Annotated in this window: 14 protein-coding genes and 2 pseudogenes; 7 read left to right on the top strand and 9 right to left on the bottom strand. The window is 61.4% G+C overall.

The annotated features are described in order from the left end of the window. Positions 1 to 40: 40 nt before the first annotated feature. From ACAD63_RS13515 to ACAD63_RS13490, 6 genes are read right to left on the bottom strand one after another with little or no spacing between them, the layout of a single operon-like run. Positions 41 to 1,189 (bottom strand): mandelate racemase/muconate lactonizing enzyme family protein, encoded by a 1,149-nt coding sequence (locus ACAD63_RS13515; protein ID WP_434032820.1) that lies wholly within the window; start codon positions 1,187 to 1,189, stop codon positions 41 to 43. After that, positions 1,186 to 2,199, bottom strand: a complete 1,014-nt coding sequence (locus tag ACAD63_RS13510; RefSeq protein ID WP_434032819.1) for a hydroxyacid dehydrogenase — start codon at positions 2,197 to 2,199, stop codon at positions 1,186 to 1,188. The genes ACAD63_RS13515 and ACAD63_RS13510 overlap by 4 nt, the downstream gene beginning before the upstream one ends. Beyond that, a complete protein-coding gene (locus ACAD63_RS13505; protein WP_133093133.1) occupies positions 2,196 to 3,272 on the bottom strand; it encodes a tartrate dehydrogenase in 1,077 nt (358 codons plus the stop codon). Before ACAD63_RS13505 ends, ACAD63_RS13510 begins: the two co-directional genes overlap by 4 nt. Before the next feature lie 21 nt (positions 3,273 to 3,293). Next, positions 3,294 to 4,178 carry an NAD(P)-dependent oxidoreductase gene (locus ACAD63_RS13500; RefSeq protein WP_434032818.1) on the bottom strand — a complete coding sequence of 295 codons (885 nt, stop codon included), beginning with the start codon at positions 4,176 to 4,178 and terminating at the stop codon, positions 3,294 to 3,296. Positions 4,179 to 4,207: 29 nt separating this feature from the next. Further along, on the bottom strand, positions 4,208 to 5,668 hold the full coding sequence (locus ACAD63_RS13495) for an NAD-dependent succinate-semialdehyde dehydrogenase (RefSeq protein WP_434032817.1): 1,461 nt from the start codon (positions 5,666 to 5,668) through the stop codon (positions 4,208 to 4,210). Between the two features lie 38 nt (positions 5,669 to 5,706). Next, a complete protein-coding gene (locus ACAD63_RS13490) occupies positions 5,707 to 6,690 on the bottom strand; it encodes a 2-hydroxyacid dehydrogenase (protein WP_434032816.1) in 984 nt (327 codons plus the stop codon). 178 nt (positions 6,691 to 6,868) lie between these two features. On the opposite strand from ACAD63_RS13490, the gene ACAD63_RS13485 reads away from it, so the two are divergent. Continuing rightward, a complete protein-coding gene (locus ACAD63_RS13485; RefSeq protein WP_434032815.1) occupies positions 6,869 to 7,708 on the top strand; it encodes a FadR/GntR family transcriptional regulator in 840 nt (279 codons plus the stop codon). Positions 7,709 to 8,065: 357 nt separating this feature from the next. Here ACAD63_RS13485 and ACAD63_RS13480 read toward each other — a convergent pair. Next, positions 8,066 to 8,391: pseudogene (locus tag ACAD63_RS13480) on the bottom strand (IS110 family transposase); the annotation flags it as partial. Between the two features lie 225 nt (positions 8,392 to 8,616). Between ACAD63_RS13480 and ACAD63_RS13475 the strand changes: the two are divergent. After that, entirely contained in the window at positions 8,617 to 9,123 is a 507-nt protein-coding gene (locus tag ACAD63_RS13475) for a phosphate-starvation-inducible PsiE family protein (protein WP_434032814.1), read from the top strand. Positions 9,124 to 9,193: 70 nt separating this feature from the next. Here ACAD63_RS13475 and ACAD63_RS13470 read toward each other — a convergent pair whose 3' ends face one another. After that, complete coding sequence (locus ACAD63_RS13470) at positions 9,194 to 10,126, bottom strand: LysR family transcriptional regulator (protein ID WP_135707095.1); 933 nt, start codon at positions 10,124 to 10,126, stop codon at positions 9,194 to 9,196. A 117-nt stretch (positions 10,127 to 10,243) separates the two neighbouring features. Between ACAD63_RS13470 and ACAD63_RS13465 the strand changes: the two genes are divergently transcribed. The 5 genes from ACAD63_RS13465 to ACAD63_RS13445 all read left to right on the top strand — a co-directional run bounded on the left by ACAD63_RS13465 (position 10,244) and on the right by ACAD63_RS13445 (position 13,670). After that, positions 10,244 to 10,996: an SDR family NAD(P)-dependent oxidoreductase gene (locus ACAD63_RS13465; RefSeq protein ID WP_434032813.1), complete on the top strand. Its 753-nt coding sequence runs from the start codon at positions 10,244 to 10,246 to the stop codon at positions 10,994 to 10,996. A gap of 14 nt (positions 10,997 to 11,010) precedes the next feature. Next, positions 11,011 to 11,598, top strand: coding sequence for an NADPH-dependent F420 reductase (locus ACAD63_RS13460; protein ID WP_434032812.1), 588 nt, complete (start codon positions 11,011 to 11,013; stop codon positions 11,596 to 11,598). A 724-nt stretch (positions 11,599 to 12,322) separates the two neighbouring features. Continuing rightward, a complete protein-coding gene (locus ACAD63_RS13455) occupies positions 12,323 to 12,760 on the top strand; it encodes an Hsp20/alpha crystallin family protein (RefSeq protein ID WP_434032811.1) in 438 nt (145 codons plus the stop codon). Between the two features lie 14 nt (positions 12,761 to 12,774). After that, entirely contained in the window at positions 12,775 to 13,182 is a 408-nt protein-coding gene (locus ACAD63_RS13450; RefSeq protein WP_133093125.1) for an Hsp20/alpha crystallin family protein, read from the top strand. Between the two features lie 104 nt (positions 13,183 to 13,286). Beyond that, on the top strand, positions 13,287 to 13,670 hold the full coding sequence (locus tag ACAD63_RS13445; protein WP_133093124.1) for a hypothetical protein: 384 nt from the start codon (positions 13,287 to 13,289) through the stop codon (positions 13,668 to 13,670). A gap of 120 nt (positions 13,671 to 13,790) precedes the next feature. On the opposite strand, the pseudogene ACAD63_RS13440 reads toward ACAD63_RS13445, so the two are convergent. Then, a pseudogene (locus ACAD63_RS13440) lies at positions 13,791 to 14,072 on the bottom strand (enoyl-CoA hydratase-related protein); the annotation flags it as partial. Between the last annotated feature and the right edge of the window lie 34 nt (positions 14,073 to 14,106).

Below are 14,106 nucleotides of genomic sequence, written 5' to 3'. Positions count from 1 at the left end.
CTTTGTATGTGGTGGATCGGTGTCTGCTGAGCGTATTTGCTCAGAACTTGACGACGTAACCGGGGCCGTCGATCAACGGGTACTGCTTGAAGATTTCCTCGTCGACTTCGACGCCCAGGCCCGGTGCTTTCGGCGGGACCACGCAACCATCACTGCCGATTTCGAAGGTCTTGCCGAACATGTCCCGGAAGGGATTGAAATGCGAAACGCAGGCTTCGAAGTAGCCGGCGTTCTCGGTTGCAGCGAGGAAATGCAGCGTCGCGGCATGATTGAGGCCCGTAGCGGAGCTGTGGGCGTGGATGGGGATGCGGAAGGCCGAGGCCATGGCGGCGATGCGCATGCCTTCCGTAATGCCGCCCGTCTTGGACAGGTCGGGCTGCCAGACCTGGACTGCCCCGGCTTCCAGCAGTTGCGCAAACTCGAATCGCATGAAGTGATTCTCGCCAGCCGCGATCGGGACGACAGGGGAAATCCGGGCAGCCTCGCGATACGAAGCGAAATCATTGCAGGCGAATGGCTCTTCGAGCCAGCCCGCTTGAATTTCCGCCAGCACAGGCATAACACGGCGCACGTCGGCGATCGTGTAGGCCGTATTCGCATCGGTCAGGATGTCGATGTCATCGCCGAGCACGCGGCGCACATGGCGTACCCGCTCGATATCCGCCTTGACCGAGTCGCCGATTCGCAGTTTGACGGCCTTGTAGCCCTGTTCGATATAGGACTGGGCCTCTTCGGCCAGCGACGCCGCAGGCTGGTATCCGAGCGCGATGCCGCCGGCATAGGCCGGAATGCGTCGACGCGAGCCGCCCAGCAGCTTGTAGAGCGGCATGTTCGCCGCCTTGCCGCGGATATCCCAGAGTGCCATGTCGATGCCAGAATGCGCCAGCGCGGCGCCGGCGCCAAGACCGTGGCTGGAAAACTGCATGCGATGCACGCGCTGCCAGGTGCCGACCACGTCCGTGGCGTCCATGCCAACCAGCAGCGGCGACAGCGTGTTGTGAATAAGGCTGGTGATGGCGCCAGGACTGCGCCCGGGATGCGACTCGCCATAGCCCACGATGCCTTCGGACGTTTCAACGCGGATGATGATCGCGTCACGCTTGAGCGTACTACCCACGCCCATGGTGACCGTTTTGCCTTCGGGCAGACGATAGGACAGGGGAATTGCGGTAATGCGGGTGATCTTCATTGGATTGTCTCCTGATTGACGGCGTTGAATTCGGGGTTGACGATGTTGCGTGGTCGTTCGCCTCGCAGCAGGGCGAGCATCGTGTCGGCGGCGGCCAGCCCCATGGCCATCGAGGCGTCTTGGGTGAGGCCAGCGATATGCGGTGTCAAAAGGACGTTCTGCAGATCTCGAAGCGGGCTGTCGTCCGGGAGCGGATGTTGTTCATATACATCGAGTACGGCCCCGCCTATGGTGCCGCTGCGCAAAGCGTCGATCAGATCCGCCTGTTGGATGATTGGCCCCCGTGCCACATTGACGAGCACGGTAGTCGGACGCGCATGCGCCAAAAGCGTCTTGTTCACCATGCCTCTTGTTGCTGCGGTAAGAGGGCACGCAAGTACGATGTAATCGCTGTGGGCGAACAAAGCGGAGAGTTCCGCCGGGGCGACGTGCGGCGGGAGCCTGGATGGTGTCGACGTATGCGCAAGCAGCTTCATGCCGAAGCCCGCGCCTGCGATCTCCGCGACCCGGCGCCCGATGGCACCGAAGCCAATGATTCCCAGTGTGGAGCCGCGAAGTTCCCTGGATTGCTCTGCCGCGAGCATGCGGCGGTTCCAGTCGCCGTCACGCACGGCATTGTCGAAGGTTGCCAGCCGTCTGGTCATTGCGAGCATGGCAGACACCGCAAATTCGGCAACGGCGTTCGAGTTCGTGTCCGGCGTATTGGCCACTGGGATGCCGTGAGCCGTTGCGCGGTCTACCGGAATGAAATCCACGCCAACACCATGACGAACGACGGCGCGAAGACGATGCTCGCGCTCGAACAGATCGCCAGGGAGCTGTCGCCGTACGATCAGACCGTCAACCTGCGCAATGCGATCTCGAAGGGCTTGGTCGCTAGCCGCGCCGATCAGTCCTGGCGGCAGTAACTCGACGTCAGCGTTAGCCGCCAGTCGAGCATGAGCCTCCGGAACGATGGCATCAGTCAGCAGCACAAGCGGGCGACTCGCTACCCTGGAGGCTTGTGTCATGCGAGAACCGCCCTGGCGATTTCGGCGCCCATTTCCTGTGTACTGGCCCTTCCACCCAGGTCAGGCGTTAGTACGCGATCGGGATGCGTAAGGACAGCTTCGATGGCCTTCATGATCGCGGCCGCTGCCTCAGGCTGTCCGAGGTGTTCCAGCATCATGGCCCCAGACCAGATCTGACCGATGGGATTCGCAATGCCTTGTCCGGCGATGTCCGGGGCTGAGCCATGCACCGGTTCAAACATCGACGGGTACTTCCGCTCCGGGTTGATGTTTGCGCTCGGCGCCACTGCAATCGTTCCCGTGATACCGGGGCCGAGATCGGAGAGGATATCGCCGAACAGGTTCGATCCAACCACGACGTCGAAGCGCTCCGGGGACATCGCAAACCGCGCTGCCAGGATATCGATGTGGTACTGGTCGGTGCGGATGTCGGGATAGTCGGCACCCACTGCGGCAAACCGCTCGTCCCAGAATGGCATGGAATGGAAGATGCCATTGGACTTGGTCGCCGATGTCACGTGATTCCGTCCGAGCTTCTTAGCGAGATCAAACGCATAGCGCATGATTCGATCGGTTCCGCGACGAGTGAAGATGGCCTCCTGCGTGACAAACTCATGTTCCGTGCCGGCGAACATGCGTCCGCCAACTTGCGAGTATTCGCCTTCGGTGTTCTCGCGCACGATCCAGAAGTCGATGTCGCCGGGCTCCTTGTTGGCGAGCGGGCAGGGAACACCGGGCAGAAGCCTGACCGGTCGCAGGTTCACGTACTGGTCGAATTCGCGGCGGATCGGGATGAGGAGGTTCCACAGTGATACGTGGTCCGGCACGCCGGGGAAGCCGACTGCGCCGAGAAAGATGGCGTCAGAGTCGCGTAGCCGCTCGATTCCATCGGACGGCATCATGCTTCCTTGGGCGTGGTAGCGGGCGCAGCTCCAGTCATAGGTCGTGAAGGCGAGCTTGAAGCCGAACTTAGCGCTGGCGGCTTCCAGGACCCGGATGCCTTCGGGGACCACTTCGTTGCCAATGCCATCGCCTGGAATGACGGCAATCTTGTATTGCTGGTTTGTGATCATGGTGTCGGTTTCCGGGGACGATCAGCGAACGGATGCCGGCTCGGCCAGCAGTGCGACAAGCTCCGGCACGGTGCCATGGGACCGTTGGTCATAGGCGCCGGCATAGGTTTCGCGGATCGCTGAGGCAGTCGCGTGACTGGCGCCCACTTCGCTCGCCATGGTGTCGTAGTAGGTCATGTCCTTCAGCGCGTTGGAGATGGTGAAGCGGAACCCGGAGCTGTCGCCCCGCTCAATGAAGGGACGCAGGCGTTCCAGGATGACACCGGCACCGCCGCCCTTGGCCAGCACATCCACAAGGACCTCGGGACTGACATCAGCGCGTGCTGCACAGGCGGCAGCCTCCGCCAGGACTGCGGAGAAACCCAGAGACACGAAGTTGTGCAACAGCTTGAGCCGGTGTCCGGAACCGACAGGCCCGGCGAAGGTGATGTTTTCGGCGAAGCTCTGCAGCAGTGGCAGGCATTCCTGGTAGAGCGACTCGTCGCCGCCGACGATCAGGTTCAGACGCCCCTCGGCCGCTTCTTTGGGCGTACGCGTCATTGGCGCGTCCATGAACCTGCCACCGGCTTTTTGCACGGCGGCGGCGATGCGCTCGGTCGAAGAGGGGATCGCCGTCGAGCAATCGATGACCACGGTACCGGGCCGCAGGGCGCTGAGGAGGCCTTGGGCGCTGAAAAGCACATCCTCGACCTCGGGGGATCCGGTAACGCAGAGAATGACGATGTCGACCTGGCCGGCGAGCTCCGAGATAGCCGGTACGGTTTTCGCCCCCGCCTTCAGCAGTGCGTCGAGTGGCTGATTACCTGGATGTTCGAGGACCACCAAGGGATAACCATGCTTTGCCACATTCGTTGCGATGCCATGGCCCATCATGCCAACGCCAATCATGCCCACTGTTTTGTTCATGATTCTGTCTCCTGTTGTTGTCTCGCGGCTCAGCGCAATGCCAGGCCGCCAGCGCAGATGTACTTGACCTCGATGTAGTCCTCGATGCCGTATTTGGATCCCTCCCGGCCGACACCCGACTCCTTCACGCCGCCGAACGGTGCGACCTCGGTGGAGATCAGGCCCTCGTTCAGGCCCACGATGCCGCATTCGAGCGCTTCAGCCACGCGCCAGGAGCGCGCGTAGTTGGTGGTGTAGAAATAGGCAGCCAGTCCGAAGGGCGTGTCATTTGCCATGGCGACGGCTTCTTCCTCGGTCTTGAAGCGGATGAGGGGGGCCACCGGGCCGAAAGTCTCCTCGTTCATGAGCTTCGCCTTCGGCGACACGTCGGTGAGGATCGTCGGCTTGAAGAAGCGGCCGCCGAGGGCGTGGGCCTTGCCGCCGGTGAATACTTGAGCACCCAGAGAGACGGCGTCGTCGATGTGTTCGCGAACCTTTTCGATCGCCGCGTCGTCAATCAGCGGTCCGAGATCCACGCCCGGTGCCATGCCATCGCCGACGACTTGAGCTTCCACTGCGATCCTGAGCCTCTCTGCGAACGCGTCGTAGACGCCGTCCTGGACGAAGATGCGGTTCGCGCAGACGCAGGTCTGACCGGCATTGCGAAACTTCGAGGCCATGACGCCGGCGACGGCAGCGTCGAGGTCGGCGTCGTCGAAGATGAGGAATGGCGCGTTGCCGCCCAGTTCCATAGAAACCTTCTTCACCGTACCGGCACATTGCTCGAGGAGAGTCTTGCCGACATCGGTGGAGCCCGTGAACGACAGCTTGCGCACGACGGGGCTCGATGTGAGCTCACCCCCCACAACGGAGGCGGAACCGGTGACGACATTCAGTACCCCATCAGGGATTCCTGCTTCCTTGGCCAGAGCGGCGAGCGCCAGCGCAGAGAAGGGCGTGGCAGAGGCAGGCTTGATCACGATCGTGCAGCCTGCAGCCAAGGCGGCGCCAGCCTTGCGCGTGATCATCGCATTCGGGAAATTCCACGGGGTGATGGCGGCGACGACGCCGATGGGCTGCTTGATGACGATGATGCGGCGGTCCGATGACGGCGCAGGAATCACATCGCCATAGATTCGACGTGCTTCTTCCGAGAACCATTCAATAAAGCCAGACCCGTAGGCAATCTCACCCCGGGACTCTTTCAGCGGTTTGCCTTGCTCAAGCGTGAGGATCGTTGCCAGGTCCTCCTGGTTGGCCATGCAGAGATCGAACCATCGACGCAGCAGGCGGCTGCGTTCGCGCGAGCTGGTTGCGCGCCATGCTGGAAGGGCTCGGTCCGCGGCCGCGATGGCTGACTGGACGTCGGCGGCCGTCATGCGGGGCACAGTACCGAGTTGTTGCCCTGTTGCAGGATTTGTGACGGGCACCACTTCGCCGTCAGCAGCGTCTACCCATTGGCCATTCACGTGGCACTGCTGGCGGAAGAGAGAAGGATTCTGGATCTGCATGAAAAGGGACTCCGGTCGCTTTGACTTGAAGGGGGGAATCAGGAAAGCAGGTTGGCGGGTCGTTCGCCGCGGCGCAGTGCCGCGATCCCGTCGATCAGAAGCCATCCCATGGCGTTGCGCGTTTCCTCTGTCGCGCTGCCGATATGCGGACTGAGAAAGACGTTGTCGAGAGCGCGATAGCGCGGATCGACGTTCGGCTCGTTGGCGAAAACATCAAGACCAGCTGAAAAGACGTGGCCGTCGTTCAGCGCTTCGATCAGCGCATCGTCATCCACGATGTCGCCGCGGGAAATATTGACGACGACAGCGCCAGGGGGCAGTGCCCGGATGTGCGCTTGATCGAGCGTTCCTTTGAGCTGTGGTGAACCCGGTGCCGCGACCAGCAGCATCTCGCTGTGTCGGCAGAGGCTTTCGAGGGTCGTGTGGTAGATGGCGCCCTCGGCGACCTCTGGCCCGAGTCGGGAGCGGTTGTGGTAGTGGATTTGCATGCCGAATGCGCGGGCACGCGTCGCGATGGCTCGGCCGATGCGCCCCATGCCGAATATGCCGAGCCGCTTGCCGACCAGGCCTTTGCCCAGCAGTTGAGCGGGCGCCCAACCTGGCCATTGGCCGCTGCGGACCATGCGATCTGCTTCATAACCGCGCCGTGCGGCATTGAGCAGGAGCATTAGCGCAACTTCGGCACAAGCATCGCTCAGGACGTCAGGCGTATGCAGAACCTCGATGCCGAGCTCGCGAGCCGTGGCCAAGTCGATGTGGTCGTAGCCTACCGAGAGAGTGGCCACCGTCTTGAGGGTGGGCGACAGTGCGCGCAACACATTGCCGTCAATGCGCTCTGTCGCGGTCACCAGCAGAACGCTCACGCCCTTGGCGCGCTCGATGATTGTGGCGGAATCCGTCAGTTCGTCGCTTTCATTCAGCTTTACGACGAAGCGCTCTTTCAGCGCGGCTTCGATCTCCGCAGGCATGCGCCTGCATACGTAAGCATTTTCAAGCGACTGATTGTGATCCTGGGCCGGCATTGATGCAGTCTCCTCGTTGGTTCGCGACAGCGTCGCACGAAGTCGTTGTGTTCTTCTGATTTGTATTACAAATTCATATGATGAAGATGTCAAGCAAATTTGTTCGGGATGCTATGATGTGAACTAGGGCTGCCACAGCGCTGAGGCGCGGCGAAGCAACGACAAGTGGAGCATTACCTTGCAGAGCACAACAGAAAATCTGACGGAAGCAGACCAGCAGCCAGCGGGGAAAGGCGGTTTTGAGCCCACATTGGCCGACCGCGTCACCGAACATCTCGCTGGGCAGATCCGACGCGGTCTGTACCCCGTCAATGCTCGTCTGCCGACGGAAAAGTTCATGACCGAGCAGTACGGCGTGAGCCGCACCGTGATTCGTGAAGCCATTTCCCGCCTTAAGTCCGAGGGCCTCGTGGAAAGCCGGCAGGGGAGCGGTACGGTTGTGCTCAATCCGGCGACCGCAGAGGTATTCCGCCTTGGGCGTGGCGGTTCCGACCCGGCCTTGGGGGTCGTGCGAATCCTGGAACTGCGTCGTGGGATTGAGGCGGAAATGGCCGCATTGGCTGCGGAGCGCCGTAGCGAAAGGCAAATGGACGACATCCGGAACGCATTGCGCGAGATCGACTCTGCAGTGCGGGCGGGCGGCGACGGCGTTGAAGAAGACCTGGCATTCCATCTTGCGGTGTCCCGTGCCACTGGCAATCCTCACTACACCGAGCTACTCGGCATGTTGACGCGGGCATTGAGAGACGCCATTCGTCTCACGCGCGGCAATGAAGCCAGACAAAGTGATCTGGCTGCGCATGTCCGCACCGAGCATGCGGAGATCTGCGCTGCGATCGAAACCCAGGATCCGCAACGCGCCCGCCAGGCGGCCTTCCTGCACATGCGCAATACGGAGGAGCGGATTCTCGCTGCCGAACGGGACTTCTGGACTGGTGATAGCCGGACTGCCGCGCAGAGACTGGCCGGAGCCAACCTTTCGACAGTGATACGGCGTGCTGCGGAAGGGAATAGGTGAAGCCGAATAGAAGCGGCTTTCGCTTCACGAACCGATTCCACTTGGGGAGAGCCGAAAGGCCTCGGGCAGAACTTTTCGGCTGATTGCCTATAATTTTCCCCCTGCTAGCCAGCACCCGACTCTCGCTGGCTGGTGCCTCGCACAACAACTGACGTTTTCCTTCCATCATTCGCTGACCATAAAAATGATTACGTAGCCATTTATGTACTGCATTGATGCAAGTATGGCAATATATTGAATCAATAAGTCATGTTGTGCTGCTTATGCGAGAAGGTCCGCGGGATGACCCGAGGCACGCTCGTGAGAGATGGTGTTTCTGTGAACCTGCACGGTCCAGTGCGCCTCCTGGTCGCAGCCCGAGCGCGCCAATTTGAGCGCGTCGCGCCGGTCGGCCTTGACCCGCTCGCCAGGCTTTCGTGGAATCAGTGATGGCGCGCACACCATGCAGTCGAATCCCCTCTGGACCAGTTAGCGGTAGAGGCCATAGCCGCAAGGGCCTGCTTCATAGACGATGCGTACGTGCTGCGCCTTGGACTGCCTGCGCTGGCACAGGCGATCGACGTCCGTCTTCCAGTACCGATCTTGCCGAGCAATTCCACCTCTCCCATGCCGATGGCATAAGCTGCAGTGATCGATCCCTTGTGTACGTCGAGACCGACGTACACCGTGCTATCGTTTCCCATGCTGGCCTCCGTGCTGGAAATCGCCGGGTGTGGACTAAGGCCACACCATGCGGCTCTGGCAGCCAGGCTAACCCGCGTTTGATTCCCCACGGCGGGCCAGCCACCGACTTGGAGGCATACTGCCTAAACCGCTTCGCGGTGGTTCGAATCTCTGCCCAGCATCACGAATTAATAGTCGGTCTCCTGCGCTCGGACGGCAAGCACGAAGCCAAATTGGAGGGACAAATGGCAGCAAAGCCTCGCACCTCGCAGAAGCTCCTGGCAGAGATGCGCGAGCAATGGCGCCTCTTGTCCCTGTACGAACGCTTCGAACAAGTCGTCGCCGTAGCGCTGAGCCTGATCATCGCCGTAGTGATCGCGATAGCTCTCGTCCAATTGACCCTTGGTGTGCTGCCACATGTGCTCAGCGGCACGGTGAGCCCGCTCGATCATGAAGTGTTCCAAAATCTCTTCGGCATGGTGATGACGCTGCTCATCGCACTGGAGTTCAAGCACTCCATCATTCGGGTTGCGCTGCGCCGGGAGAGCATCGTTCAGGTCAAGACAGTCATTCTCATTTCGCTGATTGCACTGAGTCGAAAGTTCGTCATTCTAGATACGAAGGCAACCGACGCTGCCACAATCGCTGCGCTTTCAGGGGCGACACTCGTTCTCGGAGTGGTGTATTGGCTACTACGCGAGCGCGATGATCGAGTCGCCGGCCTCGATCGAGGAGAGCTTGGCAGCGAATGAGCGGGCGTAGGCGAATGACTCAAATTCGGGCCAGACCGGACGCCGAAGCGGCATATCTCGGCAGGCAACGCTAAATGCCGAGGCTGCCTGCCAGGCGTTCGGCCATCTGCATTTGGCGAAATGCTTCCACAACGTATTCGATGAATACGCGCGTCTTGGTTGGTATCAGTGTGCGCGTAGGGTAGTACAACGAAATGGCGCCTGCATCGGCATACCAGCGTGGCAGTAAGCGCACCAGTTCGCCACGTTCAATCCATGGCAACACATCCGGTACAGCCAGCAGTGTCACACCGAGCCCCAGTAGCGCGGCTTCACGCATGGCGGCCGGGTCGCTCACCACAATGCGTTCGGGCATGGTCGCGGCAACCTCGTTGCCGGCGGCATCGCGCATGGTCCATTGGCGCGTGCGTCCTGTGCGTCCGGAGCGCATGACGATGCCATCCATGACGTTCAGCATGGATGGATCGGCAGGCAGCGTGCGTTCCCGCAGATACGCAGGCGACGCCACCGCGACGACATGCGCCGGTGCCAGTGCGCGCGACACGAGACCCGGCGTCAGCTCGAAGCCCCCGCCTATAGCCGCGTCGAACCCTTCGGCAATCAAATCGATCGCGCGATTCTCGAAATGCCATTCCGGGCGGATCGCCGGATAACGCTTCAGGAAATCGGGAAGCAATGGCAGCACGTAAGCCATGCCGAACGATGGGGCCAGGCTGACTTTCAGCACGCCAGCCGGTTCGCCGTGTTGGTTCGACATGGCGGCGATGGCGGCTTGGAGAGCGTCCAGGTTGCCGCCGATGGATGCAAGGAAGCGTTCGCCAGCCTCGGTAAGCGTCAGCTTGCGTGTCGAGCGCTGAAACAGTCGCACGCCCAGATTGCGCTCGAGCATGGCCACGTTGCGGCTGACGGCCGCGGGCGTCAGGGCCAGTCGGCGACCCGCCGCCGAAAAGCTACCGGTTTCGGCGCTGCGCACAAAGGATTCGAGGTTGGCGAGGGTTTCCATCCGACTCAGCTTACACGATTGCTTGAAGATAATTTCAGGCATTCTCGACTAATCACCGGGGAATCGCGCGCCCATACTTCGTTCACACCTCGTGATTCACCCTAACCGGAGCTAAAAATGACTCAACAGACGCTTTCCCTGTCCGGCAAGATCGCCCTAGTTACTGGCGGTTCGCGCTCCATCGGCGCCGCCATTGCCCGCCGCCTGGCCGCCGACGGCGCGGCCGTGGCGCTGACCTACAGTGCCTCACCGGATAAAGCCGCCACGGTAGTAAGCGAGATCGAAGCGGCCGGCGGCCGGGCCATCGCGCTCGCCGCAGACGCGGGCGATCCCGCGGCGGTGCGCCTAGCCGTGGCCGCGACGGTCGACGCATTCGGTGGTCTCGATATCCTCGTCAACAACGCTGGCATGGGCCTGGGCGGCGCTATCGAGGACATCCCGTTCGACGCCTACGAGCGCATGATTGCAGTGAACGTGACCGGCGTATTTGTGGCCACTCAGGAAGCGGTGCGGCATATGAAGGCGGGCGGGCGCGTGATCCATATCGGTTCGTCGATGGTGCGCTACGCAGCGTTTCCCACGGCATCGCTCTACACGCTGACCAAGGGTGCAATTGCAGGCTTCAATCGCAGTCTGGTGCGTGATCTGGGGCCGAAACGCATCACGGTCAACACCGTCCACCCTGGCCCGACCGACACCGATATGAACCCAGCCGGCGGCCCGGTTAGCGAGATCGTAGGGCCCGGCATTGCCTTGGGCCGATACGGGCAGCCACATGAGATTGCCGGCGTGGTGGCATTCCTCGCCGGCCCGGACGCAGCCTTCGTGACGGGTGCCGAGATCGTTGCCGATGGCGGCTTCACCGCTTGAACAAGGAGTTCGTCATGCAAGCAAGCTACGGAAAGACCATTGGCATCATCGGCGCGGGCGCGATAGGCATGGCGTTCGCCACGGCGCTGGCACGGCACGGCATCCAGGCGGTGGTGGCCAACAGCCGTGGGCCTGAAACGCTTCGGGATGCCGTGAAAGCAATCGGGCCTTCGATTCGCCCGGGCACGCGCGAGGCAGCCGCAGCGCAGGACATCGTGCTGGTGGCTGCGAACTGGTCGAAGCTGCCACTGGCACTGAGCGGGCTGCCCGAATTTGGCGGGCGGACTGTCGTCGACGCAAACAATCCAATTGAGGCCCCGCTGTTTCGCCCCGCGGACCTGCATGGCCGCTCTTCGAGCGCAGTGTTTGCAGACCTCGTGCCCGGCGCGCGTGTTGTCAAGGCGTTCAATCACCTGCAACCCGCACTGGTGTCTGGCGATCCGCAAGCAGGAGGTGGCCGCCGCGTGTTGTTTTTATCCGGTGACGATGCGAACGCCAAAGCCGAGGTGGCCACGCTTTCTGGCCGGCTACGCCATTTTGACTCCGCCAGCTTGACCCGTAGCGGCTCGCCGCAGCGCGCAGAACAGAACGGGCAATCGTGACGCTCGCAAAGCTGCTGCCCCCGCTTCGTTGACACAACAGCCTTCTTTTCCTAAATTTTTTTGCAGGGCGACGAGTCGCCCGGTGTGCGTTGATTGGTCCGATACTGGCTCACCCAGCTCGGACGTTCTGCACCTGTGCTTTAGTGACCATTCGTGATGCCTTTGCAATCTGGGAGCGCACCATGTCAAAGGTTGCATATGGCCCTGTTGACGCGCGACGCTTGCGGCAAGACCGGGCAATCGAAGAATCTCGCAAGCGCGTCCGCATACAGATCACCCATATCCGGCATATTCAGGCAGAGGGTGACAGCCCGGACACCGCATATCGTGTTCTGAGGTATCTACGTCACTCAGTAAGGCAACTCAGGGAAAATCGCGACCTGTTTGTACGCGCTTTTGGGGCTGACGGGCACGATCGTATTCCGGTTGCACAGGAATCGTCAGTACTGCCCAACGGCGCCGCTGAGCGGTTCGTGCAAGCCGAAGATGATGGCGAGCCAGCGCCAGATGCGGCCGCCACAAGTGGCGGGCCGAGGGAGGGTGCTGTATGCAACCCCCAAAATAATTGCTCCATCGTACTCTTGAAATCTGACTAACTGCTTTTATTTCCGGCTCAAGCAGTCGCGACGTCGCGCTGCGTTTCTGTTTGTTTGCTGCCACCAAGGCGGGCGAACGGGAGCGCGCAAGCCCCTTCGCCTCCTTGCTGTTTGAAGGAGATAAGATCATGAGTCAAGTTTTTGGAGCCGATCTCTTCAGTGAACTCGACCGCCTGCAAAGGCAGATGGCGGACGTGTTTGGCGGCTTCCCCTCCAGTATCCGCTCCGGGCGCTCCGGCGCCTTCCCGCCGGTGAATATCGGGTCGACGGACGACACCATCGAGATCGTTGCGTTCGCGCCCGGGCTGAAACGGGAAAACCTGGAGGTCTCTATCGACAAGGGGCTACTGACGATCAGTGGAGAGCGCGGTCCTTCCTATGCGGACGACTCGCCAGATAGCAAGCGCTATGCGCGTGAGCGCTTCGTCGGCTCGTTCAGGCGCGTCATCGAGCTGCCGCAAAGCGCCGATCCTGACAAGGTTCAGGCTCGCTACGCGAATGGTTGCCTGTCGATCAGCGTGGGCAAGCGGGAAGCCTCCAAGGCACGCACGATTGCCGTCCAGTGAACCGGGAGATTGCCATGTCAGAGATGAATCAAGTCGTTGCACAGCCTCAAGGTGCTGTCGCACCAGCCCAGGATGAAAAGGCGATGCCTACCGTGACGTTGCTCCCGCCGGTCGATATCGTCGAGGATGCGGGGGGCGTTACGTTGTGGGCGGACCTGCCTGGTGTGACCCGCGACCAGCTGGAAGTCAGCGTCCATGACGGGAACCTTCGCATCGAGGCGCAGGCTATCGTATCGATGCCCTCGGGCCTGCGGGTACAACACGCTGAAATCCGGCAGCCGCGTTTCGCGAGGACGTTCTCGCTGAGTCCCGACCTCGATTCGACGAAGATCGAGGCGAACCTGCAGGACGGCGTACTGAGGTTGACGATTCCACGTCGTGAAGCCGCGCGTCCGCGACGCATCGACGTCAGTGTTTCCTGAGTCCGGGCTGGGATAAGCCAGGATGAACGCGCCATGCCGCGCCGCAGGCGCCGGCATGGCGCATTCTCCGGTTTGCAGATAGGCATTGCAAAAGGACATAAGACATGGAGTTTGATTCCGACTGGATGACATTGGGCAAACACCGCGTTCGCATCCGGTGCGTGCGCGGCTTCCCTACGGAGAAGACGCGAAGTGTGGCGGAGTTGGCCAGGATTGCCATCGAAAACAATCTCAGTGCAGCGGCGCGCCTGGTCGAGGTAACCGCGGACAGTGAAAAGACGTACACAATAAGCGTCGGCACAACCTTTCCGAAAGATAGGGATGTCGCGCCTCACCTCGACGTGGCGTTGGCGACCATGTTCGGGCTCAAATCCGATCAGGTGAATTTCGACGTCGTGGTAGTCAGTCAGGCCGAGGTCGATCTGCACTTCGGCGTCTACGAACGAATGCTGGCCGAGAAGCTTGGAATCGTGCCGAGTATTCAGTAAGCGAGAAAAGCGGGATGCCTTCATCATCGAGCCCCGTCGTCGCCCGATTAGTTCATGCTCGGCGCGGCTGTATGTGACAAACGGGTGCCGCGTGAACTCAGCAGCTTCGAATTGCAGACGGACCACGGGGCGCGCGTTCTGCAGCGCTTCGAAGGCACTGCCGAACTGCTGCGCCATCGCGCGCGCATGGGCACGGTCGCCGTCGGCGAAGCCGTTCAGGTCGGCGCCGGCGCTGAAAAACTTCTCACCGGCTCCGGTCACGACGACGGCGCGGATCTCGGGGTTGGCATCGATCTTCGCCACCAGATCGCGCAGCTGCTACAGGCCGTCGGCGGTGAAGGCGTTGGCGGGCGGGCGGCTCAGCGTCAGCGTGGCGACGTGGCCATCCAGCGCCAGCACTATCGGAGCACAATAGTGCGGTCAGGCAGCATACAGG

It is taken from the genome of Cupriavidus sp. a3 (assembly GCF_051015765.1).
In the GTDB taxonomy this organism is placed as follows: Bacteria; Pseudomonadota; Gammaproteobacteria; order Burkholderiales; family Burkholderiaceae; genus Cupriavidus; species Cupriavidus oxalaticus_A.
The sequence above is the reverse complement of the archived record's forward strand: the minus strand, read 5'-3'. Positions and strand labels throughout refer to the sequence as shown.

What these genes read in the sequence shown, in the direction of transcription:
- ACAD63_RS13515 (WP_434032820.1), bottom strand. Translation starts at nt 1,189, where the DNA reads ATGAAGATCACCCGCATTACCGCAATTCCCCTGTCCTATCGTCTGCCC.
- ACAD63_RS13510 (WP_434032819.1), bottom strand. Translation starts at nt 2,199, where the DNA reads ATGACACAAGCCTCCAGGGTAGCGAGTCGCCCGCTTGTGCTGCTGACT.
- ACAD63_RS13505 (WP_133093133.1), bottom strand. Translation starts at nt 3,272, where the DNA reads ATGATCACAAACCAGCAATACAAGATTGCCGTCATTCCAGGCGATGGC.
- ACAD63_RS13500 (WP_434032818.1), bottom strand. Translation starts at nt 4,178, where the DNA reads ATGAACAAAACAGTGGGCATGATTGGCGTTGGCATGATGGGCCATGGC.
- ACAD63_RS13495 (WP_434032817.1), bottom strand. Translation starts at nt 5,668, where the DNA reads ATGCAGATCCAGAATCCTTCTCTCTTCCGCCAGCAGTGCCACGTGAAT.
- ACAD63_RS13490 (WP_434032816.1), bottom strand. Translation starts at nt 6,690, where the DNA reads ATGCCGGCCCAGGATCACAATCAGTCGCTTGAAAATGCTTACGTATGC.
- ACAD63_RS13475 (WP_434032814.1), top strand. Translation starts at nt 8,617, where the DNA reads ATGGCAGCAAAGCCTCGCACCTCGCAGAAGCTCCTGGCAGAGATGCGC.
- ACAD63_RS13470 (WP_135707095.1), bottom strand. Translation starts at nt 10,126, where the DNA reads ATGGAAACCCTCGCCAACCTCGAATCCTTTGTGCGCAGCGCCGAAACC.
- ACAD63_RS13465 (WP_434032813.1), top strand. Translation starts at nt 10,244, where the DNA reads ATGACTCAACAGACGCTTTCCCTGTCCGGCAAGATCGCCCTAGTTACT.
- ACAD63_RS13460 (WP_434032812.1), top strand. Translation starts at nt 11,011, where the DNA reads ATGCAAGCAAGCTACGGAAAGACCATTGGCATCATCGGCGCGGGCGCG.
- ACAD63_RS13455 (WP_434032811.1), top strand. Translation starts at nt 12,323, where the DNA reads ATGAGTCAAGTTTTTGGAGCCGATCTCTTCAGTGAACTCGACCGCCTG.
- ACAD63_RS13450 (WP_133093125.1), top strand. Translation starts at nt 12,775, where the DNA reads ATGTCAGAGATGAATCAAGTCGTTGCACAGCCTCAAGGTGCTGTCGCA.
- ACAD63_RS13445 (WP_133093124.1), top strand. Translation starts at nt 13,287, where the DNA reads ATGGAGTTTGATTCCGACTGGATGACATTGGGCAAACACCGCGTTCGC.